Source organism: Streptomyces sp. MI02-7b (genome assembly GCF_033793585.1).
Classification (GTDB): domain Bacteria; phylum Actinomycetota; class Actinomycetes; order Streptomycetales; family Streptomycetaceae; genus Actinacidiphila.
On sequence record NZ_JARAWX010000020.1, the window covers coordinates 152,455 to 173,359 of the forward strand.

Consider the following 20,905-nt stretch of genomic DNA (forward strand, 5'->3'; position numbering starts at 1 on the left):
CGAGGAGCTTCCCGTGTTCCCACTGTTCAATCCCACCGTGGCCCGGCTGACGTACCGGGGTCTGCTCGGCCGGCGCCGGGCCCTGGTCCTGTTCGCCCTCCCCGCGCTGCTGCTCCTCATCTCGGCGGCGGTGCGCGCCCTGACCGGCGCGGACGACTCGACCGCCACGTCGGTCCTGGGCGGCTTCGCCCTGGCGACGATGGTGCCGCTGGTAGGCGTCTTCGCCGGCACCGGGGCCGTCGGCCCGGAGATCGACGACGGCTCGATCGTCTACCTGCTGGCCAAGCCGGTTCCGCGGCCGACGATCATCGTCACCAAGCTGCTGGTCGCGATCGGTGTCTCGGTGGTCTTCTCCGCCGTGCCGACGCTGGTCGCCGGTTTCATCCTGAACGGCAACAGCCAGGGCATCGCGGTCGCCTTCGCGGTGGCCGCGGCCGTCGCCTCGGTGACCTACGCGGCGGTCTTCCTGCTGCTGGGCGTCGTGACCCGGCAGGCCGTGGTCTTCGGCCTGGTGTACGCGCTGATCTGGGAGTCGCTGATCGGCTCGCTGGTACCGGGTGCCCGCACGCTGAGTGTGCAGCAGTGGGCGCTGGCGCTGGCCCAGCGGATCGCGGGCGAGGGGCAGATCACGTCCGACGTGGGGCTGCCGCTGGCGGTGGTGCTGCTGATCGGCGTCACCGTGCTGGCCACCGCCTACGCGGGGCAGCGGATGCGCGCGCTCACACTGGCCGGCGAGGAGTAGCCCGCCGCGCCGCGGACTCGGCCGCCCGGGTGGTCTTCACCGCCCGGGCGGCCTGGTGTGTTCGGGTCGTCGCGCATCGGATTGTCTGATGTGCTGAGTGACGTCCGAGACTCCGCTGCTCTGCGCCGTCGGTGTGTTCCTGGTCGCACTGGGGTTGCTCATCGCCCTCTTCCGCCCGGAGCTCGCCGAGCGCATCGACCTGCGCCTCGCCACCCGTCGCCGGCGTCGGAGGCGGTTCCTTCCGTTCCCTCGAAAGTGGGCTCCGTCACGTTCCTCCTTGAAGTTTCAAGGGAATGCCGTTACGGTGCAAGAGGTTGAAACGTAAACCAACCCCCCGACGAGGAGTAACCCACCATGGGCCTGTTCAGCCGCAAGACCGACGCCGAGACCGCGGGCACCCCCGACGCCGTGGCCACCGCCGACCTGGCGAACCTGACCGGCGAGTACACGATCGACCCGACGCACAGCGAGATCGGGTTCTCCGTCCGCCACGCCATGGTCACCACCGTGCGAGGCCAGTTCACCGAGTACGAGGGCTCGCTGAAGCTCGACGGTACCAAGCCGGCCAACTCCTCCGCCGAGCTGAAGATCAAGGTTGTCAGCATCGACACCAACCAGGCCCAGCGTGACGAGCACCTGCGCACCGGCGACTTCTTCGACGCCGCCACGTACCCGGAGATCACCTTCCGGAGCAGCTCCGCCGAGCAGGTCGACGCCGACACCTACCGCATGCACGGTGACCTCACCATCAAGGACACCACCAAGCCGGTCTCCATCGACTTCACCTTCAACGGCTCGGCCACCGACCCGTACGGCAACCTGCGCGTCGGCTTCGAGGGCTCGACCACCGTCAACCGCGGTGACTGGGGCCTGACCTACAACGCGGCCCTCGAGGGCGGCGGCGTCCTGATCAGCGACAAGGTCAAGCTCACCTTCGACGTATCGGCGATCAAGGCGGCCTGAACCGGCTGAGTGCCTCGGCCGTCCCTGTCGCAAGATGGTGGGGATGGCATCGAACGAACCGGCGCACGACGCCGGTGGCAGGCGACGCCGCGTCGCTCCGGGCGACGCGGCGCGCCTGCTGTTCTCCGAGGCCCGCGCGTGGGTGCGGTCCACTCCCGGCACCCACACCTGGCTGGCCGTCCTCGCGGTGACCAGTGGAATCCTCGCGGCCGTCTCGCCGCACATCCGTGCCTTCCTGCTGCACCACAACAGCACCAACCTGGAGGAGCTGGGCAGCCACCCGGTCCGCGTGCTGATCGTCAGCGCCCTGTGGATCGAGTCCCCGCCGGCCTTCCTGCTGTACTTCGTGCTCTACGAGACGGTGCACGCCCCCGCCGAGCGCCGGCTCGGCACCCGCCGCTGGCTCGCGGTGGCCGCCGTGGCCCACGTCGGCGCGACGCTCATCAGCCAGCAGGCCGTCTTCCTGGGCATCCACGCCGACCGGCTGTCGCCGTCACTGGCGCACTCGGTCGACATCGGCGTGAGCTACGGCCTCGCCGGGGTGGCGGGCGTGATCACGTACTTCCTGCGCCCCCCGTGGCGATGGGCGTACCTCGCCGCCGCCGTGGGATTCCTCGCGTACCCGCTGCTGCAGTCCGGACGGACGTACACCGACCTCGGGCACGTCACCGCCCTGCTGATCGGACTGGCCTGCCGCGGGCTCACACCGCGGGGAACAGCCGCTCCAGCACCACCGCGATACCGTCCTCGGCGTTGGAGGCCGTGACCTCGTCGGCGGCGGACTTCAGCGACTCGTGGGCGTTGCCCATGGCGACGCCGTACCCGGCCCAGTCGATCATCGGCAGGTCGTTGGGCATGTCCCCGAAGGCGACGGTGTCCGCGGCGGTCAGCCCCAGCCGGCGGGCGGCCAGCGACAGGCCCCTGGCCTTGGACAGTCCCAGCGGCAGCAGTTCGACGATGCCGGCCCCGGACATCACGACCCCGACCAGGCCGCCGGCGGCGGCCGTCGCCGCCTCGGCGAGCTCGTCGTCGCTCAGCCGCGGGTGCTGGATGTAGAGCTTGCTGATCGGCGTCGTCCACAGCTCGTCCAGCACCTCGACCTGGCCCACCGGCAGTTCCGACTCGAAGAGCCGGTAGCCGGGGCCGAGGACGATGTCGCCGTCCATGCCGTCGAGGGCGGCCGCGACGGCCAGCCGGCCGGTCGTCGCCTCGATCTTCTCCAGCGCCAGCCGCGCCGTCTGCCGGTCCAGCGTGACCGAGGTCAGCAGCCGCTGCTCGCCGGCGTGGTACACCTGCGCGCCCTGCATGCAGACCGCGAGGCCCTGGTAGCCCAGCGACTCCAGCACGTGCCGGGTGCGGGCGACCGGGCGCCCGGTGACGACGATGTGCGCGGCGCCCGCCTCGGTGGCCGCGGCGAGCGCCCGGCGGGAGCGCTCGGAGACGGTGTGGTCGGGGCCGAGCAGCGTGCCGTCGAGATCGGTGGCCACGAGGCGGTAGGGCAGGTGCGGGAGCTCGGCAGTCACTTGGCGACCGGCTCCAGCACCTCACGGCCGCCCAGGTACGGGCGGAGCACCTCGGGGACCCGGATCGAGCCGTCGGCCTGCTGGTGGTTCTCCAGGAGGGCGACGATCGTGCGCGGGATGGCGCAGAGGGTGCCGTTGAGGGTGGCCAGCGCGCGCGTGCCGTTCTCGTCCCGCATCCGGATGGACAGCCGGCGGGCCTGGAACTCGGTGGTGTTCGAGGTCGAGGTCAGCTCGCGGTACTTGCCCTGGGTGGGGATCCACGCCTCGCAGTCGAACTTCCGCGCCGCCGAGGAGCCGAGGTCACCCGAGGCCAGCTCGATCACCCGGAACGGCAGCTCCAGCGAGGTCAGCCACTGCTTCTCCCACTCCAGCAGGCGCTCGTGCTCGGCCTCGGCGTCCTCGGGGCGGGTGAAGACGAACATCTCCACCTTGTCGAACTGGTGCACCCGGATGATGCCGCGGGTGTCCTTGCCGTACGAGCCGGCCTCGCGCCGGTAGCAGGGCGAGAAGCCGGCGTAGCGCAGCGGCAGCTTCGCGCCGTCGATGATCTCGTCCATGTGGTACGCGGCGAGCGGGACCTCGGAGGTGCCGACCAGGTACAGGCCGTCCTTCTCCAGGTAGTAGACGTCGTCCTCGACCTGCCCGAGGTAGCCGGTGCCGGCCATGGCCTCGGGCTTGACCAGCGTCGGGGTCAGGACGGGGGTGAAGCCGGCCGCGGTGGCCTGCGCGATGGCCGCGTTGACCAGGGCCAGCTCCAGCAGGGCGCCCACGCCGGTCAGGTAGTAGAAGCGCGAGCCGGACACCTTGGCGCCGCGGTCGACGTCGATGGCGCCGAGCAGTTCGCCGAGGTCGATGTGGTCCTTGGGCTCGAAGCCCTCGGCGGTGAAGTCGCGCGGGGTGCCGAGCACCTCCTTGACGACGAAGTCCTCCTCGCCGCCGACGGGGGCGTCGGGGTGGACGATGTTGCCCAGCTGGAGCAGCAGGCGCTGCGCCTCCTCGGCGGCCTCGTGCTGCTCGGCGTCGGCGGCCTTGACCGCGGCCTTCAGCTGCTCGGCCCGCCCCAGGAGCTCGGCCCGCTCGTCCCCCTGGGCCTTGGGGATGAGCTTGCCCAGCGCCCTCTGCTCGGCGCGCAGCTCGTCGAAGCGGGTACTGGACGACCTGCGCCGCTCGTCGGCGGAGAGCAGGGCGTCGACGATGCCGACGTCCTCTCCACGGGCGCGCTGGGAGGCGCGCACACGGTCGGGGTCCTCACGAAGCAGGCGAAGGTCAATCACGGGGACAGGCTACCGGTGGAACGGGCCCGGACGCGACAAGTTAAGTGCTTTATGTAGCGTTATGTCCGATTTCAAAGAACGGACCCGGGAAATGCGGGGCGGCCGGAAATGACGTCGAGGTGACCGTCAACCGAATTCCGAACGTCCCTCCCCCGAGGGCATGTGGCCTGTGGACAACGGCAGTTGGGCCAGGTCCGGCAGGACGGGTTATCCACAGGGGGTCGGGTATTCCACCACCTTGTCCACAGCGGGTGTGGATGGACTGTGGAAGGCGGAGCAGATCATTCCGTCAGCCGGTCGTGGGCCCATGGATTCCCCGGTCAAACCCGACTCACACTCCCTTTCGAGTGAGAATTCTTCCCCCTATCGAGTTGTTCGAAGGTATTGGGGTGACGAATGCCGACCTGAGGGTCTGTGCGGTGGGATGGCGCTCCTGTGCCGATTTGTCGATCTGATCCCTACTCGTCATCCCTGCTCTGTCGACTTATCCCCAGCTTGCTCCCAAGGCCTGTGGATAACGCGGTGGACAACCGAGGGGCCCCCCGGTTGTTCACCGGCGGGCCCCTCGGGACGTGCGGAGCGCAGGGTCAGGCCCGTCCGTCCAGAGCCCTCCCCAGCCAGTCCGCGGCCGCGATGAACTCCTCGTCCGTGGTCCCCTTGCGCTGCTGCGCCGCGACCCGGTCCGCACGCGGGTACGAGCCGAGGAAGCGCACCTGCGGGCAGATCCGCTTCAGCCCCATCAGCGCCTCGCCGACGCGGCGGTCGGTGATGTGCCCCTCGCAGTCCACGGAGAAGCAGTACCGGCCGATGCCCTCGCCCGTCGGGCGGGACTCGATGCGGATCAGGTTGACCCCGCGCACCGCGTACTCCTGGAGCAGTTCCAGCAGCGCACCCGGATGGTCGTCGCCCAGCCAGAAGACGGCGGAGGTCTTGTCGGCCCCGGTCGGCGCGACCGGCCGGGCCGGTCGGCCGACCAGCACGAAGCGGGTCTCGGCGTTCACCGCGTCGTGGATCCCGGTGGCCAGCGCGTCCAGTCCGTACGTCGGGCCCGCGAACTCGCCCGCGAACGCCGCGTCGTGCCGGCCCTCCGCGACCAGCCGCGCGCCGTCCGCGTTGGAGGCGGCCGACTCCCACTGCGCGTCCGGCAGGTGCTCCGCCAGCCAGCGGCGCACCTGCACCTGCGCCGCCGGGTGCCCGGTCACGGTCTTGACGTCCGCCAGCCCCGTGCCCGGCCGCGTCAGCAGCGCGAACGCGATGGGCAGCAGGACCTCGTGGTAGATCATCAGCGGGGCCCCGGCCGCCAGTTCGTCGAGGGTGGCGGTGATGCCGCCCTCCATCGAGTTCTCGATCGGCACGAGTGCGGCCGCGGCCTCCCCGGTGCGTACCGCGTCGAGCGCGGCCTGGACCGACACTGCCGGCACCAGCTCCCGGGTGGCCGCCTCCGGGAGTGTGCGCAGCGCGGCTTCGGTGAACGTGCCCTCAGGACCCAGATAGGTGTAGCGGCTCGCCGGCGACATGAAGGTCAGCCTAGGCCCGGTCCTCACCTTCCCGCCCCGGCTACCGCTGGGGGGAACGCGGGTTCCGCCCTCCGGGCGGCAGGCGCCCATGTGACGACAGGACCCGGCGGCGACCCGTGGCGCCGCCGACGCGCGGTGCGCTACGCCTCCAGCAGTCGCTGCCCGACGTATTCGCCGGGCGCCGCCCCGCCCGGCACCGCGAACAGCCCGCTCGCCTCGTGCCGCAGGAAGCGGGAGAGCCCGTCGCCCCGGTCGAGCTTGCGCTGCACGGGGACGAAGCCCGTCAGCGGATCGGCCTGCCAGGCCACGAAGAGCAGTCCGGCGTCCGGGGCCCCGTCGTCGCGGAAGCCGTCGTGGTACGAGAAGCCGCGCCGCAGCATCGCGGCGCCGCCGTTCGACTCCGGCGCGGCCACGCGGACGTGGGCGTCGGCGGCGATGGCGAAGGTCCGGCCGTCCGCCTCGATCCTGTTCAGATCGGGCTTGGTGGTCTCCGTGCCGCCGGACAGCGGCGCGCCGTCGGACTTGCGGCGGCCGATGACCCGCTCCTGGCGCTCCACGGAGAGGTGGTCCCAGGTGTCCAGCAGCATCCGGATGCGCCGCACCACCGCGTACGAGCCCCCGGCCATCCACTCCGGCTCGCCGGAGGAGGGCACGAAGACCCGCTGCCCGAAGTCGGGGTCGGACGGCTTGGGGTTGTTGGTGCCGTCGATCTGGCCCATCAGATTGCGGGTGGTGCGGGGAACGGCGGTGGCCCCGGGGGCACGGTTGAAGCCGTTCATCTGCCAGCGCGGCGCCGCCGTTCCCGCCGCCTGCTTCTGCAGCACGCGCAGGGCGTGGAAGGCGACCAGCGGGTCGTCCGCCCCGATCTGGATCCACAGGTCGCCCTCGCCGCGCCGCGGGTCGAGCGCGTCGGCGGAGAAGGCGGGCAGCGGGGCGAGCGCCTCGGGCATCCGCGCCCGAAGCCCCGTCCGTGCGAAGAAGGAGCGGCCGAAGCCGAAGGTGACGGTCAGCGAGGACGGCCCGGCGTCCAGGGCGATCTGGTCGTCCCCGGCGGGCGCCCGGCCCGCGGTCATCGCCTCGGCCGCCGCCGACCAGCGGCGCAGCAGAGCGGCCGCGCCCCCACGTCCGGCGCCCGCGGCCAGGTCGAAGGCGACCAGGTGGCCGTGGGCCTGGGGGGCGGTGACGATGCCGGCCTGGTGCACGCCGTGGAAGGGCAGGCGTGCCGCGCCCACCGAGGCGAGCGCGGCCGGTTCGTCGCGGGCCGCGTTCGCCGCGACGGCGGATGCGCCGCCCACGGCCAGTCCCGCGGCGCCGGCCGCGCCGGCGGTGCCGAGCAGGCGGCGCCGCGAGATGTGCCGGTGGATCGGGTCGTTCGTCAACTGATCTTCACTGTCCTGGTGCGGGTGACCTGGTCGATGTCCGAGGTCCGTACGGTGACCGAGAGCGTCCACTGCCCGGGGATCGGGATCTGCACGTTCTCCGCGCTCCAGTGGCCGGTGTCGATCTTGCCCAGGGTGACCGGGATCGGGCCGATCTTCTGGGCCGGGAGCGTGAAGGAGACCTTCACCTCGGGCACGTCGCGCGCCTGGCCGTCGGGGGCGGTGATCAGCAGGTGCAGCTCGTTCTCGGCGGTGCTGCCGGGGTCGAGCGTCACCTCGGCCTCGCCCTTGCCGTTCGGGCCGCCGGTGTCGAACGGGATCCGCACGTCCAGGGGTTCCGGGACCGAGGTGACCGGGGCGGTCGCGCCCGCCGCCGCGCTCTCCTCGGCCGCCCGGCCCGGCTGCGTACCGGTGAGCAGGGTGGTGACGCCCAGGATCACGACCGCGACCGCGGCCTCGGCCAGCACGGACCTGCGCAGGCCCGCGCGCTCCGGGTCGGCGTCGCGCGCCTTGCGGTCCCGCTCCTTGGCCAGCGCCGCCTCCTGCCGGGCCAGCTGCGCGGTACGGACCGCCGGGTCGCCGCCCCGCCCCGCGGCCACCGGCTGGGCGACGGCCGCCGCGGCCCTGGCGCTCTTCGCGCTGCGCACGGGCTGCACGGCCTTGGCCTTCTCCGCGAGCCGCCCCGTCCAGCGCCGGGAGAGCCAGGCCAGCTCCAGCAGCAGCACGACCAGGCCGATCTTGACCAGCAGCAGCTGCCCGTACCCGGTGGAGACCAGGGCGTCCCACGACCCGAGCTGACGCCACGACTGGTAGACACCGGTGGAGACCAGGGCCGCCACGGCCCAGAAGGCGATCCGGGAGAACCGCCGCACCGCCGACCGCTCCACCGGCAGCCCCCGCCACAGCGCGACGAGCAGCGTGGCCAGGCCGCCCAGCCAGACCGCCATGGCCAGCAGATGCACGATGTCGACCGGCATGGCGACCGACGCCTGGATGCCGACCGAGGCGTGCTCGGCCATGGCCCAGGTCGCGGCGAGGCCCACGGCCACGACGGTGCCGCCGATCGACAGACCCCAGGCGAGGTCCTGGCGCTCCACCGGGTCCTCGCGCTTGGCGAAGCTGCCGAAGAGCACGGCGATGAAGACCGCCGACGCCGCGAGCAGCAGCAGCCGTGACAGCAGCGCGGCTCCGGGCCGGGTGTCCAGCACGTCGCTCACGCCGCCGAGGTCGAGAACGTCGCCGATGGAGCCGCCGCCCGCGTACGGGGCGCGCAGCAGCAGCAGCGCTATCGTCGCGGCGACCATGGTGGCCCAGCCGCCGGCGACCAGCCGGCGCAGCGGGCGCTGCTGGGCGCCCGCCGGCCAGCACACGCCCAGGAAGAAGGCGGAGCCGGCCATCAGGGCGAACCCGAGATAGGCGGCGTAGCGCCCCACGTCGTACAGGGCTCCGACCAGGCCGCCGCCCGCCTCCTGGGTGGGCAGGCTGACCGTGGTCTTCGAGGGCGCGCCGATGGAGAAGACGAAGGCCCCCGCCACCGGGTGGCTGTCGGCGGAGACCGCCTTCCAGGCCACGGTGTACGTGCCGTTGCCCAGTCCGGGCCGCAGCGCGACGACCGCCGTGTCGTTCCCCTCGCCGCCGTTGCTCGCGGCGCCGGTGTCGGCCCGCCGTCCGTCCGGTCCGAGGACGCGGACGGCGTCGGACGCCAGCAGTACGCCCTCGGAGAAGGTCAGCCGCACCTGCTGCGGCGCGGTCTCGACCACCGAGCCCTGTGCGGGGTCGGTCCTCACCAGCGCGGCGTGCGCGGAGGCGGGCGCGGCGCCGCCGAGCAGCAGGCCGAGCACGGTCAGTGGTACGGCCAGCAGTCGCAGCCCGGCCTTCGTCAGCTCCTTCATGGCGCCCTCCTCAGTCCCCCGGGCGATAGCCCGCCGGCTTGACCGGGACCCGTACGTCGATGGGGTCGGCGTCGTCGAAGCGCAGTTCCACGGACACCTCCTCACCGGCGACGGGCTTGTGCGTGAGCTTCATCAGCATCAGGTGGTTGCCGCCGAGCCCGAGGACCAGCCGCCCGCCGGCCGGCACGGTGAACGAGGTGACCCGCCGCATGGCGTTGCCGGCGGTGGAGTGCAGGGTCACCTCGCCCGCCAGGTCGCTGGTCACCGAGGTCAGCCGGGCGTCGCGGTCACCGGTGTTGGTCACCGTGAAGTACCCGGCCGCCATGTCCGCGAGCGCGGGCTGCGGTATGTAGGCGCCGCTGACCCGGAGTTCGGGACCGTCCGGTGAGGAGTCGCAGGCCGTGGCCCCGAGCCCCGGCCCGAGGGCGAGTAGGGCCGCGGCCGCCGGCAGGAGCGCGCGCCTCACGGCGTCCGCCCTTGGATGATCTTCGGCAGGTCGGCGGCGAACTGCTGCGAGGTGGTGCCGGACATGTAGAGCACGTGCGCCTTGTCGTCCTTCGGCGAGTACGCCACGACCTCGGCGCCGTGCGTGACGGTGATGCTGCCGTCCTTCTCCTTCACGGGCTTGTCCACGGCGATGCCGAGGGAGCGGGCGCCCGCCTGGATCGTGGCGAAGTCGCCGGTCAGGCCGACGAAGGAGGCGTCCATCGCGTCCAGCCAGGCGCCGAGCCGCGACGGGGTGTCACGCTCGGGGTCGGTGCTGACGAAGACCACGGTGAGCGCGGCCTGTTCGGCCTTGGTCAGCTTGGACTTGGCGATGGCGATGTCGCTCATCGTCGTCGGGCAGACATCGGGGCAGTGGGTGTAGCCGAAGAAGAGCAGCGTGGGCTTGCCCGCGGTCTCCTTGACCAGGTCGTACTTCGTGCCGTGCGTGTCCGTGAGGATCATGTCCGGCTTGTCGAAGGGCGTGTCGAGGACGGTCGAGGCCTTCTGTGTGGCGTCGGTGGACACCAGGGGGGCATCGGCGCCGGCGTCCGTCGAGCCGTCCGAGCCGCCGCAGGCGGTCAGGACGAGGGCGAGCGTGGCGGCGGCCGCCGCGGCGACCGCGCGGGTGGTGGTGGTACGCATCAGGGTTCCCCAGGAAGTTCGGTACGACGCCGGGTGACCGCCGCCGCGCACGGCGGCGGTCACCCGGCGATGCTGCGTCAGACGGCGGGGGTGCCGCCACCGGCGCCGCGGCGGCGGCCGGCGAGCACGCCGAAGCCGACGCCCAGCACGCCGACGACGATGCCGACCACGCCCAGGACCCGGGCGGTGGTGTCACTGGAGTCGGCGGACGCGGCCTTCTCGGTGGTGGCGCTCTTGCCGTCACCACCGGCCTCGGTGTCGGCGACGGGAGAGGGGGAGGAGGCGGCGCCGTGGCCGTGGCCGCCGTCCGCGTCGTCGGAGAGCGTCAGCACGGGAGCCGGGTGCTCCGGCTCGGCCTGGCCCTCCTGCTGCTCCTCGATCCAGCGCACGACGTCCTTGTTGTCGTACGTCTGGACGGCCTTGAAGACCAGTTGGTCGGCGTCCTCGGGGAGCGGGCCGAATGAGACCGGGAACTGCTGGAACTCGCCCGGGGCGATCTTCCCTCCGGTCCAGGTGATCTTGGTGACGGCCTCGGTGATGCTGCCGTCGTCGCTCGTGATGGGCTTGGCGAGCTTGCTCTTGACGACCTGAGCCGTCCAGCCGGGGACGGGCTGGAGGGAGACCGACGCGATCGGGTGGTCGGCCGGAAGGTTGACCTCGACCTTGATGGTCGACGCCTTGTCCTCCTCGTTGGGGACCTTGAAGGCCACCGTGCTGTAGCTGCCCTTGGCGGCGGTGCCCGGCTGCACGGAGACGTGCGCGAAGGCGGGCACGGCGGCGGCGAGGACGGCCGCTCCGCTGAGTCCGGCGAGGGCGACGGCGCGGCGCATGGCGATGTTCATGGGTGCAGACACTCCACGGGTGAAGAGGTGAGGGATGACGGATGGCACGCGTGCGGCGCGCGACTCCGTCTCCTCCGATCCGTGGAGCGGGTCGCGTTCAGGCCGCGAGGGCGTGCACCGGAGGCCCGCGCCGGGCGAGGCTGTGCCGCAGCGCCGCGGTGCGCGGCGGCCCGGAGCCGGCGGTCCGGCGGCGCGGCCCACCGGTGACGGACGGCGCGGTGAGCGCTCCCGCCACCAGGGCGCGCACCAGCGCGACCGCCTGCCGCAGGGCGGCGCCGGTGAGTTCGGCGAGACCGCGCATGCCCAGGGCGACCATGCGCCACAGCGCGGCCTCGCCGCGGCGCAGCAGCCAGCCCGCGGCGAGCGCGGCGAGCAGGTGCCCGAGCAGCATCGGCAGGCTGTAGGCCAGCATCGTGCTCTCGGTGTGAGCGTGCGTCATGCCGGTCATACCGGCCATGCCGCTCATGTGGCCCATGCCGCCGAGCGGCAGGGTGTGCGGGTCGATGCCCGCCTGGCGCACGATCTGCTGAGCCGTCGCCGGGGCGAGCGGCAGGGCCTGGTGGGCGCAGATCAGCCGCCCGGCGATCCGCACGATCCCGTCCGGCCGGGGGGCACCGTCCGGTCCGCACACCCCGCCCGCGTTGAACAGCACGTGCAGGGCCAGTTGTCCGGCTGCCAGGCCCGCCGCGATCCCGGGGAGCGAGCGCTCCCGTCCGGCGAGCGGCGCCACCACGGCGAAGACCATCACCCAGCCGGCCACCAGCGACCAGCCGGGCACCGCGTGGCCCGAGGCAACGGAGTGCGCGACCGCGGACAACGCCACACAGACCGCGGTGAACACCGCGGCCCGCAGCAGTCGCAGATCGGCGCCGGCGCGCACAGGAGAGGCCATGACGGGCGTCATCTTCTCACCGTGTCCCCCGTTCGCGTGCGGGGGGTCTCGCATTCCGGCGGTGTGTGCTATGGGTTCCGGCCGCCCGCGTACACCCATGTGCCGGGGCCGGGCATCGGCCGTATGGGCGTCATCACGTCAACACCACGCTTACCGGCCGTGTTTCGGGGCAATACGTATCGGTATGTCGAGCCGCAGCCAGGAGGCTGAGCATGAGCATCTGGTGGTCCCTCCATTTGCGGCGCGAGGCTGCGAGCGTTCCGCTCGCCCGTCGGCTCCTGCTGGGGACGATGGAGACCGCCGGGGTGGACCCAGACATCTCGTACGACTTGTCCGTGGCCCTCAGCGAGGCCTGTGCCAACGCTGTTGAGCACGCGAGTCACGGCGAGTACCGGGTGACCGCCCGTATCGAGGGCGACCGCTGCCGCATCGAGGTGGCCGACTCCGGACCGGGCTTCGCCCCGGACCTGCGCCGCACGCACCACGCCGTACGACCGCTGTCGAAGAAGGACCAGCACGCCGAGCACGGACGCGGGCTGTTCCTGATCGAGGCGCTGGTGGACCATGTCCACTTCCACAACCGGCCCGGTCACGGGGCCGTGGTCAGTTTCGACAAGATCCTCAAATGGCGGGACGACGCCCTGCTCAGGGTGTCGTGACCCGGGCCGTCCCCGCCCGGCGCCAACCGCCCGCCCGCGCGCGGTCCTTGCGCCGGTGCGGGCGGCCCCCCGTCCCGTCGGGACGGAACGGGGGCACCTCCCGCGCGCGTCGGCTCAGCCCCGCAGGCCGGCCATCCAGCTCTCGACCTCGCCGGAGCTGCGCGGCAGGCCCGCGCTGAGGTTCCGGTTGCCGTCGGCGGTGACGAGGATGTCGTCCTCGATGCGCACGCCGATGCCGCGGTACTCCTCGGGGACCGTCAGGTCGTCGGCCTGGAAGTACAGGCCCGGCTCGACGGTGAGGACCATGCCGGGCTCCAGCGTGCCGTTGACGTACGTCTCGGTGCGGGCCGCGGCGCAGTCGTGCACGTCGAGGCCGAGCATGTGGCCGGTGCCGTGCAGGGTCCAGCGGCGCTGCAGACCGAGTTCCAGGACGCGTTCCACGGGTCCTTCGACCAGGCCCCACTCGACGAGCTTCTCCGTCAGCACGCGCTGGGCGGCGTCGTGGAAGTCGCGGTAGGCGGCGCCGGGGCGGACGGCGGCGATGCCGGCCTCCTGGGCCTCGTACACGGCGTCGTAGATCTTGCGCTGGATGCCGGTGTACGTGCCGTCGACCGGCAGCGTGCGGGTGACGTCGGCGGTGTAGAGGGAGTGCGTCTCCACACCGGCGTCGAGCAGCAGCAGGTCGCCGGAGCGCACCGGGCCGTCGTTGCGGACCCAGTGCAGGGTGCAGGCGTGCGGGCCGGCGGCGCAGATGGAGCCGTAGCCGATGTCGTTGCCTTCGACGCGGGCGCGCAGGAAGAACGTTCCCTCGATGTAGCGCTCGGTCGTCGCCTCCGCCTTGTCCAGGACCCGGACGACGTCCTCGAAGCCGCGGGCGGTGGAGTCGCAGGCCTTCTGCAGCTCGCCGATCTCCCACTCGTCCTTGACCAGCCGCAGCTCGGACAGGAACTCCTTCAGCTCGGCGTCGCGCTCCGCGGTGACCTTGTCGGTCAGCGCGGCCTCGACGCCGGCGTCGTAGCCGCGGACGACCCGGACCGGGCCGGTCGCCTCGCGCAGCACGTCGGCGGCCTTGCGCACATCGGCGCAGGGCATCCCGAGCAGCACCTCGGCCTCCGCCAGGCTGTGCCGGCGGCCGGTCCACAGCTCGCCCTGGCCGTCGAGCCAGAATTCGCCGTTCTCCCGGGAGGAACGGGGCAGGAGGTAGGCGGTCGCATCGTGACCGGTATCACCGTTCGGCTCCAGGACCAGGACGGCGTCCTGGGTCTGGTCACCGGTCAGGTGCACGTACTCGGTGGCGGCGCGGAAGGGGTAGTCCGTGTCGTTGGCGCGGGTACGCAGGTTTCCGGCCGGGACGACCAGCCGCTCGCCGGGGAAGCGCGCGGACAGGGCGGCGCGCCGCTTGGCGGCGTACGCGGCCTGCTCCAAAGGCTGCAGGTCACGCAGCTCCGTGTCGGCCCAGCCGGACTTCATCACTTCGGTGAGCTCGTCGGAGACGGCCGGGTACAGGCCGTTCTTCCGCTGCTTGATGGGCTCGTCGCCTTCCGGGGTTTCTCCCCCAGCCTGGCGGCTGGGAGGTGCCCCCAGTTCGCGGTCCTCGGCCACGTCATGCCTCCTCGCTGTAGACCCACCCATCGTAAGTGGGTCAGTCGAAGCGGGCGGCCAGCAGGACGAGGTCTTCGGTGTCCTCGTGCGCGCCGCGGCCGTCCGGCAGCAGCGTGCGCAGCACGTGGTCGGCGAGCAGGGCAGGGTCCTCCCGGACGGCGCGCGGGGCACCCGCCGCGGCGGCGTGCAGTCGCGTGACGGCCCGGTCGGTGGCGTCGCCGGTGCGGTGCAGCAGCCCGTCGGTGTAGAGCAGCAGCGTCTCGCCGGGCAGCGCCCGGAACTCGGCGCCGGGCGCCTCCCAGCAGCTGAGCATGCCCAGCGGCGCCGACAGCGAGGTCTCCACGAACTCCACCCGGCGTTCGCCGACGACCAGCGGCGGGCAGTGCCCGGCCCCGGACAGCGCGATCCGGCCGGTGGCCGGGTCGACGTGGGCGTACAGCGCGGTCGCCGAGCGCGCCGGCTCGGTCAGCCGCAGCAGCAGCTCCAGGTCGGACAGCACCGCGACCGGGTCCTCGCCCTCCAGCACCGCGTACGCCCGCAGGGCCGCCCGCAGCCGTCCCATGGCGCCGACCGTGCCCGTACCGGACCCGGTGACCCCGCCGACGGACAGCCCGAGGGCGCCCTCCGGCAGTGCCATGGCGTCGTACCAGTCCCCTCCGCCGCCGGGGGCCGCGACGTGCGTCACAGCCAGCCGGACCCCGGGGATCCGGGGCAGGCGGGTGGGCAGCAGCTGGGCGCGCAGGCCGGCCGCGGTGGCGCGGAGGTGGTCCAGCTCGACCAGCCGGGCCAGGTGCTCGGTGGCGTGGCGGACGTACAGGCCGATCAGATGGCGCAGCCGCTCGCCCGGCTCGGCGGGCTCGTCGTAGAACCACACGGCCGACCCGAGCCGGCCGGCGCTCTCCGTGGCCAGCCGCACCGCGTAACTGGCGCCCAGGCCCAGCCGCACGGCGACCTCGCGGTGGCGCGGATCCAGGCCCGGTTCGTGGCACAGGTCGGGGTGGATCTCCTCGGCCGGCACCGTGCCGGGCGAGGCGGGCAGCGGGACCGTCTCCAGCGCGCCGAGCTCCGCCGGGCTGAGCCCGAGCCCGGTGACGGTGGCGGGGCCGCCGTGGCCGGCCGGACCGGCCGCGGCCAGCCCGCGCCGCGCGCCGGTCAAGGCGCCGCCCGCGCGCAGCATTTCGCGCAGCGCGTCCTCGACGCAGGCGGTGCGGGCGAGGCGTTCGGACAGTTCGTGCAGGGTCGTCAGGTCGTCGACCCACGACGCCAAGCCGTCCTGTGCCGTGCCCGGTTGACCGGCCGGTCCGTCCGTTTCGTCCGGCCCACCCTGTGCGGACCGGGCGTCCGGGTGGGATTGCTGTTCGACCGCGGGAGCGGCAGTGTGCGCCGACGTCGGAATGGGTGGGTTGATTCCGGCCACTTTCGGAAGTCCCGCCGTGCTCATGGTCGCCGGCTTTCGCGGCCTTTGACGCGATACGGCGGCGGCTCCGCAGAGCAGCGCATTTGTGTCAATAGCATCGCAAACCCCCAAGTCGTTCTGCGCCGCTATCAATGGATTACCTTCTACCGCCTCCTTAGGGGTGTGTCCAGGATTGCCCAGGTAGGTGCGGTGGTGTCGATGCGCCGTAAGGGTTGCGGGACTATGGCTGAAAAAGGGCACCGCGTGCCACAATTAGTTGTCGACTGGGGGGGTTCGACAGTGCGTCATATCCACAGCAGTGGGTACGTACGGGATGGGAGTTGGCGGCCTCAGGAACCCGGCGCCCGGCCAGAGCGTCCTAGACGGCGACGGCCGACCCTCCCCCCACGGCGGGGTGTTGCACAGCCAGCGGGACCGCACACGGAGCACGGAAACGCAGTACGCAGCACACCCTGGACGAACAAGCGCCATGTGTGCGCCACCCCCCGCCACGTTCCACGCTCGGCTCGAGACGTGATGCGCTGCCTCGTAAGCGGTGTGTTCCAGATTACGTTGTGTCATGGGCAGATCCCTGAGCGCCAACGGAAAGGAACGAGCGCGGATGCGTGAGATCCTCGGAAAGCGACGCAAGAGCAGTCCCGAGCTGCTGCGCGCGGCGCTCACCTGCGCCGAGCAGTGGCAGTGGCCCGTGGTGCCCGGAGCCGGGACGGACGGGCGCGGCGGTTGCGCCTGTCTGCGCCCCGACTGCCCGGTGCCCGGTGCCCATCCGCACGACCCCGGTCTCCTGGCGGCCACCCGTGATCCGCGGATGGTGCGCTGGTGGTGGACGCACCACCCGGACCAGCCCGTCGTCCTCGCCACCGGCGGGTGCGTCTGCGCGGTCAGCCTGCCGGCCGTCGCGGGGGCGCGGGCCCTCGGCGTCCTCGCCAAGCGCGGGGTGCGCGTCGGGCCGGTGGTGGCCACCCCGACCCGTGTCGTGGTCCTGGTGGAGCCGTACTCCCTGGAGGAACTGGGGGAGTTGCTCGACCGGCACGAATGGGTGCCGACCTCGCTGCGCTTCCACGGCCAGGGCGGCTACGCCGTGCTGCCGCCCTCGCCCGTCGGGGCCGGCGGTGCGCGCTGGGAGCGGCGGCCGGTCGTGGACCCGGGGGAGCGGGCGCCGTGGCTGCCGAGCGTGCGGGTGATCGTCGACACCCTGGTGCAGGCGGGGCGCACCGCGCCGGACGGCAGCCGGCTCTCGTACTGAGCCCCGGGTGCGAAGCGCCGTTCGCCGTCACTCTTTCGGGTAGGAGCGGGGCCACGGGGCCGTCAACTGCCCGTGGCCCCCGGGTTACCGCCCTTTTCTCCCGCTATGTTCTGCGCATGATGCGCGCGTCGAACCTTCGGATGGCCGCCCTCGTCTGTGTCGTCGTGGCGGCCGCGCTGGTCGTCCCGGCCGCCGCCGGCACGGGGTCCTTCGTCCCCGTCGAACCGGTGTCCGCCGATACCGACGGCGGGTTGCTGTCAAGCGGCTCCGAACTGCTGGGCGGCCGGCCCGAACTGGCCGAATCCGAACGCCAGACCGCATCCTGCGGTCCCGAGTTCGTCTCCCCGCGGGGGCTGCGGGCGCAGACCTGCACCGTCGCCGGGGAGGGCGACACATGGGCGCGCACGTACTGGAGCAACACCACCGGCCGGCGGCTGGACGGCGTGCTGACACTCCTGCTGCCGGACGGCCGTGCCGTGCAGGCACGCTGTGCCATCGACGCGGCGCTGGGGAGCGGGAGTTGCGAGACCCCGCGCGAGCGGACGGTACCGGTGCCGGAGGGCGCCGAGCCCTATGCGGCGGTGGCGGAGATCGCCGAGGAGAACGCGGAACGTCCGCTGCTGCGCAGCGGGTCCGCACAATGAAACGTCCGGTCGCTGGCGACGGGGGATGCACCAGCGACCGGACTGTTCAAACGGTAACAAGACTTCGCCCGAACGCAAATCCGGGTGCGCGGGTTCCAGCCCCTGTTCCACCCCGGACGGGGGTGGCTGTGACCAGGATCACCACGACGATCTTCACACCGTCACACTGCTGTCACTGAGTGTCAACTCAGGGTGATCTGCCGGTTGGTGAGGCCGCTGCGCGCCCGGCGCTCGTCCGCGGTCAGCGGGGTGTCCAGCTCCAGCACCTCGGCCAGCCGCTCGCCGAACGCCGCCGCCGGCTTCTCCACCTCTTCCGCGGTCACGTCCACCGGCAGGTCCCACACCGGGACGACCAGACCGTGCGCCCGGAACGAGCCCACCAGCCGCGTGCCCTCGCCCAGCGACGAGGCGCCGGCGGCGTGCAGCCGCGACAGCGCGTCCAGCAGCCGCTCCTCCGGGTGCGGCATGACCCAGCGCAGGTGGTTCTTCTCCGGGGTCCGGCACCAGTACGCGGCGTCCACGCCGGTCAGCCGCACGGTGGGGATCACGGCCGCGTTCGCCCGCTCCAGGGAGGCGGCGACCTCGCCGGTGGCGGCGTCCGCGTTCTCCAGCCAGAACTCGAACCCGGTGTGCACCACCGGCTCGAACGGCGCGTCCAGGTCCAGCACGTCCTGCAGCCGCGGTCCGACCGGTGCGGGCCGGTTCCCGTCCACCGGGTGGCCCGGCTCCGCCGTCAGCGCGCGCAGCAGCGTCTCGGCGAGGTCGCGGCTGATGTCCCCGGAGGCCGTCTCGTTCTGCAGGCCCAGCAGCACCTGACCGGTGTCCCGGCGCAACCCCGGCCAGGCCATGGGCAGTACGGTCGCCAGCGTCACCATGGGCACGCCCTCGGGCAGCCCGTCCTTCAGCTTCAGCTCCGCCGTCGCCGCGGGCACCAGCTCGCGCAGCGCCACCCAGTCGCACTCGCCCGGCAGGCCCTCGAACGGCCGCCGCACCAACTCGGCCACCGCGTGCGACGCCTCACGTCCGTGGCACGCCTTGTAGCGCCGCCCGGAACCGCACGGGCAGGGCTCCCGGGCCCCGACGACGGGGATCTCCCCGTCGGTGAGCTGCGCGGGTCGGGCGGGGGCCTTCGTCTTCGTCGGGCGCTTCTTCGCCATGGCTCGATCTCTCCCGGTAACGGCGGTGTTCCGGCCGTGAGCCTAGCGCCACGTGCCCTCCTGTCAGGGGAGGTCGCGACCGGGGCGGGGCCAGGGGCCGCCCGGACGGGGGCCGGGGCAGGGCCGGACCGACGTCAGGGAAGGTCCTCGAAGGGGTCCGCGAAGTCGATCGGGATGTCGATCTGCGGCGCCAGGTCGTCGCGCCGCGCGTGGCGGCTGCGCACCGCGAGCATCGCCCAGACCGTGACCTCGCCGGGGGCGTCCCGCACGCCCCAGCGCAGCGACAGGCTGCGGACGATGCCGAGCCCCCGGCCGCCGCGTGCGGTGAGCGAGGGACTGGCCGGAAGCGGGCGGGTCGGACCGCCGCCGTCGGTCACCTCGACCGTCAGCAGCCCGTCCTCGTCGACGCGCCACGCGGCGCGGATCCCGCTGCCGCCGCCCGCCGAGGCTTCGTCCTCGCCCAGCGGGCGCGCGTGCCGGCAGGAGTTGCTCAGCAACTCGGAGAGGATCAGCACCGCGTCGTCGACGACCGGCTCCGGAACCTCGTTCGCACACAGTTCCTTGCGCAGCCTTCGCCGCGCCTCAGCGACACCCGTCGGACCATGCGGCAGGGCCATGGTCGAGGACGTCGGCACCTCCTGGGCCACCACCAACGCCACCCCCGAGACCTCCTTCACCCCACGCCACCGGATGGATGCCCTCTCGTTTCATGCCGGAAACCGGCCAACAGCGATCTCTTGGTGCACACAGAGCGATCGAACGGACACCGAACGCGCCGGGGCGCGCCGCGATCCGGGCCCCCGGGCGGCGTGAGTGGAACGGTGTCCTCCACCGCCCTTGCCTAGCGGCCGAGTTGGGCCAGAACCTGCTTGGGACGATTGGTGATGACGGCCTCGACGCCGAGCCGCGCGCACAGTTCGACGTCCTCCGGCTCGTTGACCGTCCACACGTGCACGCTGTGCCCGGCCCGGTGCAGCCGCTCCACGTACCCGGGGTTCGTCCGCAGGATGCGGATGCTCGGGCCGGCGATCCGCACCCCCGCGGGCAGCCGGCCGTCGCGGTGCCGGGGCAGCACGTACTGCATGAGGAAGGCGGTCGGCAGCTGGGGCGCGGTCAGCCGCACCCGGCGCAGTGAGCGCGAGGAGAAGCTCATCACCCGCACCTGCGGCGGTTCGCCCGCCGGCGGCCGCAGCATGCCGAAACGGTCCAGCAGTTCCAGCAGCCGGTCCTCGACCTGGCCCGCCCAGCGGGTGGGGTGCTTGGTCTCGACCGCCAGCTCCACCCGGCGGCCGGTGTCGGCGATCAGCTCCAGCAGCCGTTCCAGGGTCAGCACCCGGCTCGCCTCGTCCGGGTCGGCGTCGAAGCGGTCCGGCACCTCGGCGTCGGTGTGCTGTCCCTTCCACGACCCGAAGTCCAGCGTCCGCAGGTCGGCGAGCTCCATGGCCGAGACGGCGCCCCGGCCGTTGGAGGTGCGGTTCACCCGGCGGTCGTGGACGCAGACCAGCACGCCGTCGGCGGTGAGACGCACATCGCACTCCAGGGCGTCCGCGCCGTCCTCGATCGCCTTCCGGTACGCGGCGAGCGTGTGCTCCGGGACGTCCTCGGAGGCACCCCGGTGGGCGACGACCTGGATCGCGCGGTCTTGGGTCACCGGGCTATCGTGCCATCCGCCCGGTCGTACCACGGACGCCGCTCGCGACTGTTTACGGTGGTCTGACAACCGGTGGGAAAAGCTGTCCCCATCCTGTCGGCCGTCGTACGTCTCCGTGACCGCAACCGTACGCACGGCATACAACGCATATCCCGGAGGAGATACAGCCGTGAGCACCGAGAACGAGGTCGGTCCGGTCCCGGCAACGCAGCCGGCGCAGCCGTCCGTCGCCGCTGAGCCCGCCGCTCCCGCTGCACCTCCGGCGCCGCCGCAGGCCGCGCCCGCGGCGCCCGCCGTTCCCCCGGCGGCGTCCGACGGTCCTCCCGCGGCCGCTTCGGCGCAGCCGGCCGACGCGCCGCCGGCCCCGCCGCCCCGCG

The 20,905-nt window shown here is 72.7% G+C and carries 21 protein-coding genes; 7 read left to right on the forward strand and 14 right to left on the reverse strand.

What is annotated here, in order from left to right; translation table 11 throughout:
- Positions 1 to 22: 22 nt before the first annotated feature.
- From PV364_RS29320 to PV364_RS29330, 3 genes are all read left to right on the forward strand, one after another.
- On the forward strand, positions 23 to 742 hold the full coding sequence (locus PV364_RS29320) for an ABC transporter permease subunit (protein WP_319663443.1): 720 nt from the start codon (positions 23 to 25) through the stop codon (positions 740 to 742).
- Positions 743 to 1,096: 354 nt separating this feature from the next.
- Complete coding sequence (locus PV364_RS29325) at positions 1,097 to 1,705, forward strand: YceI family protein (RefSeq protein WP_319663417.1); 609 nt, start codon at positions 1,097 to 1,099, stop codon at positions 1,703 to 1,705.
- 43 nt (positions 1,706 to 1,748) lie between these two features.
- Entirely contained in the window at positions 1,749 to 2,471 is a 723-nt protein-coding gene (locus PV364_RS29330; protein WP_319663418.1) for a rhomboid-like protein, read from the forward strand.
- On the opposite strand, the gene PV364_RS29335 is transcribed toward PV364_RS29330, so the two are convergent.
- The 9 genes from PV364_RS29335 to PV364_RS29375 form a co-directional block, all read right to left on the reverse strand.
- Positions 2,407 to 3,228: an HAD family hydrolase gene (locus PV364_RS29335; RefSeq protein WP_319663419.1), complete on the reverse strand. Its 822-nt coding sequence runs from the start codon at positions 3,226 to 3,228 to the stop codon at positions 2,407 to 2,409. The genes PV364_RS29330 and PV364_RS29335 overlap by 65 nt on opposite strands.
- On the reverse strand, positions 3,225 to 4,502 hold the full coding sequence (gene serS / locus PV364_RS29340) for a serine--tRNA ligase (RefSeq protein WP_319663420.1): 1,278 nt from the start codon (positions 4,500 to 4,502) through the stop codon (positions 3,225 to 3,227). The genes PV364_RS29335 and serS overlap by 4 nt, the downstream gene beginning before the upstream one ends.
- Positions 4,503 to 5,089: 587 nt before the next feature.
- Positions 5,090 to 6,019, reverse strand: coding sequence for a prephenate dehydratase (pheA, locus tag PV364_RS29345; protein ID WP_319663421.1), 930 nt, complete (start codon positions 6,017 to 6,019; stop codon positions 5,090 to 5,092).
- Positions 6,020 to 6,159: 140 nt separating this feature from the next.
- Positions 6,160 to 7,398 carry an iron uptake transporter deferrochelatase/peroxidase subunit gene (gene efeB, locus PV364_RS29350; RefSeq protein WP_319663422.1) on the reverse strand — a complete coding sequence of 413 codons (1,239 nt, stop codon included), beginning with the start codon at positions 7,396 to 7,398 and terminating at the stop codon, positions 6,160 to 6,162.
- A complete protein-coding gene (locus PV364_RS29355; protein ID WP_319663423.1) occupies positions 7,395 to 9,290 on the reverse strand; it encodes a copper resistance CopC/CopD family protein in 1,896 nt (631 codons plus the stop codon). The genes efeB and PV364_RS29355 overlap by 4 nt, the downstream gene beginning before the upstream one ends.
- A gap of 10 nt (positions 9,291 to 9,300) precedes the next feature.
- A complete protein-coding gene (locus tag PV364_RS29360) occupies positions 9,301 to 9,756 on the reverse strand; it encodes a copper chaperone PCu(A)C (RefSeq protein ID WP_319663424.1) in 456 nt (151 codons plus the stop codon).
- Positions 9,753 to 10,418, reverse strand: coding sequence for an SCO family protein (locus tag PV364_RS29365; protein WP_319663425.1), 666 nt, complete (start codon positions 10,416 to 10,418; stop codon positions 9,753 to 9,755). The genes PV364_RS29360 and PV364_RS29365 overlap by 4 nt, the downstream gene beginning before the upstream one ends.
- Before the next feature lie 77 nt (positions 10,419 to 10,495).
- On the reverse strand, positions 10,496 to 11,260 hold the full coding sequence (locus tag PV364_RS29370; RefSeq protein ID WP_319663426.1) for a YcnI family protein: 765 nt from the start codon (positions 11,258 to 11,260) through the stop codon (positions 10,496 to 10,498).
- A 97-nt stretch (positions 11,261 to 11,357) separates the two neighbouring features.
- A complete protein-coding gene (locus PV364_RS29375; RefSeq protein ID WP_319663427.1) occupies positions 11,358 to 12,164 on the reverse strand; it encodes a hypothetical protein in 807 nt (268 codons plus the stop codon).
- A 200-nt stretch (positions 12,165 to 12,364) separates the two neighbouring features.
- On the opposite strand from PV364_RS29375, the gene PV364_RS29380 reads away from it, so the two are divergent.
- Complete coding sequence (locus PV364_RS29380) at positions 12,365 to 12,811, forward strand: ATP-binding protein (protein WP_319663428.1); 447 nt, start codon at positions 12,365 to 12,367, stop codon at positions 12,809 to 12,811.
- Positions 12,812 to 12,925: 114 nt separating this feature from the next.
- Here the strand turns inward: PV364_RS29380 and PV364_RS29385 are convergent, their stop codons facing one another.
- A complete protein-coding gene (locus PV364_RS29385; RefSeq protein WP_319663444.1) occupies positions 12,926 to 14,395 on the reverse strand; it encodes an aminopeptidase P family protein in 1,470 nt (489 codons plus the stop codon).
- A 58-nt stretch (positions 14,396 to 14,453) separates the two neighbouring features.
- Positions 14,454 to 15,854: a PP2C family protein-serine/threonine phosphatase gene (locus tag PV364_RS29390; protein ID WP_319663429.1), complete on the reverse strand. Its 1,401-nt coding sequence runs from the start codon at positions 15,852 to 15,854 to the stop codon at positions 14,454 to 14,456.
- Positions 15,855 to 16,431: 577 nt separating this feature from the next.
- On the opposite strand from PV364_RS29390, the gene PV364_RS29395 reads away from it, so the two are divergent.
- Positions 16,432 to 17,076: a bifunctional DNA primase/polymerase gene (locus PV364_RS29395; RefSeq protein ID WP_319663430.1), complete on the forward strand. Its 645-nt coding sequence runs from the start codon at positions 16,432 to 16,434 to the stop codon at positions 17,074 to 17,076.
- A 116-nt stretch (positions 17,077 to 17,192) separates the two neighbouring features.
- Positions 17,193 to 17,720 (forward strand): hypothetical protein, encoded by a 528-nt coding sequence (locus tag PV364_RS29400; protein WP_319663431.1) that lies wholly within the window; start codon positions 17,193 to 17,195, stop codon positions 17,718 to 17,720.
- A gap of 182 nt (positions 17,721 to 17,902) precedes the next feature.
- Here the strand turns inward: PV364_RS29400 and PV364_RS29405 are convergent, their stop codons facing one another.
- From PV364_RS29405 to PV364_RS29415, 3 genes are all read right to left on the reverse strand, one after another.
- Positions 17,903 to 18,877 carry a DUF5926 family protein gene (locus PV364_RS29405; protein ID WP_319663432.1) on the reverse strand — a complete coding sequence of 325 codons (975 nt, stop codon included), beginning with the start codon at positions 18,875 to 18,877 and terminating at the stop codon, positions 17,903 to 17,905.
- 134 nt (positions 18,878 to 19,011) lie between these two features.
- Positions 19,012 to 19,536: an ATP-binding protein gene (locus tag PV364_RS29410; RefSeq protein ID WP_319663434.1), complete on the reverse strand. Its 525-nt coding sequence runs from the start codon at positions 19,534 to 19,536 to the stop codon at positions 19,012 to 19,014.
- A 182-nt stretch (positions 19,537 to 19,718) separates the two neighbouring features.
- Complete coding sequence (locus tag PV364_RS29415) at positions 19,719 to 20,528, reverse strand: glycerophosphodiester phosphodiesterase (RefSeq protein WP_319663435.1); 810 nt, start codon at positions 20,526 to 20,528, stop codon at positions 19,719 to 19,721.
- A 169-nt stretch (positions 20,529 to 20,697) separates the two neighbouring features.
- Here PV364_RS29415 and PV364_RS29420 point away from each other — a divergent pair.
- On the forward strand, positions 20,698 to 20,905 hold a 208-nt coding region (locus PV364_RS29420), incomplete at its 3' end, for a hypothetical protein (RefSeq protein WP_319663436.1).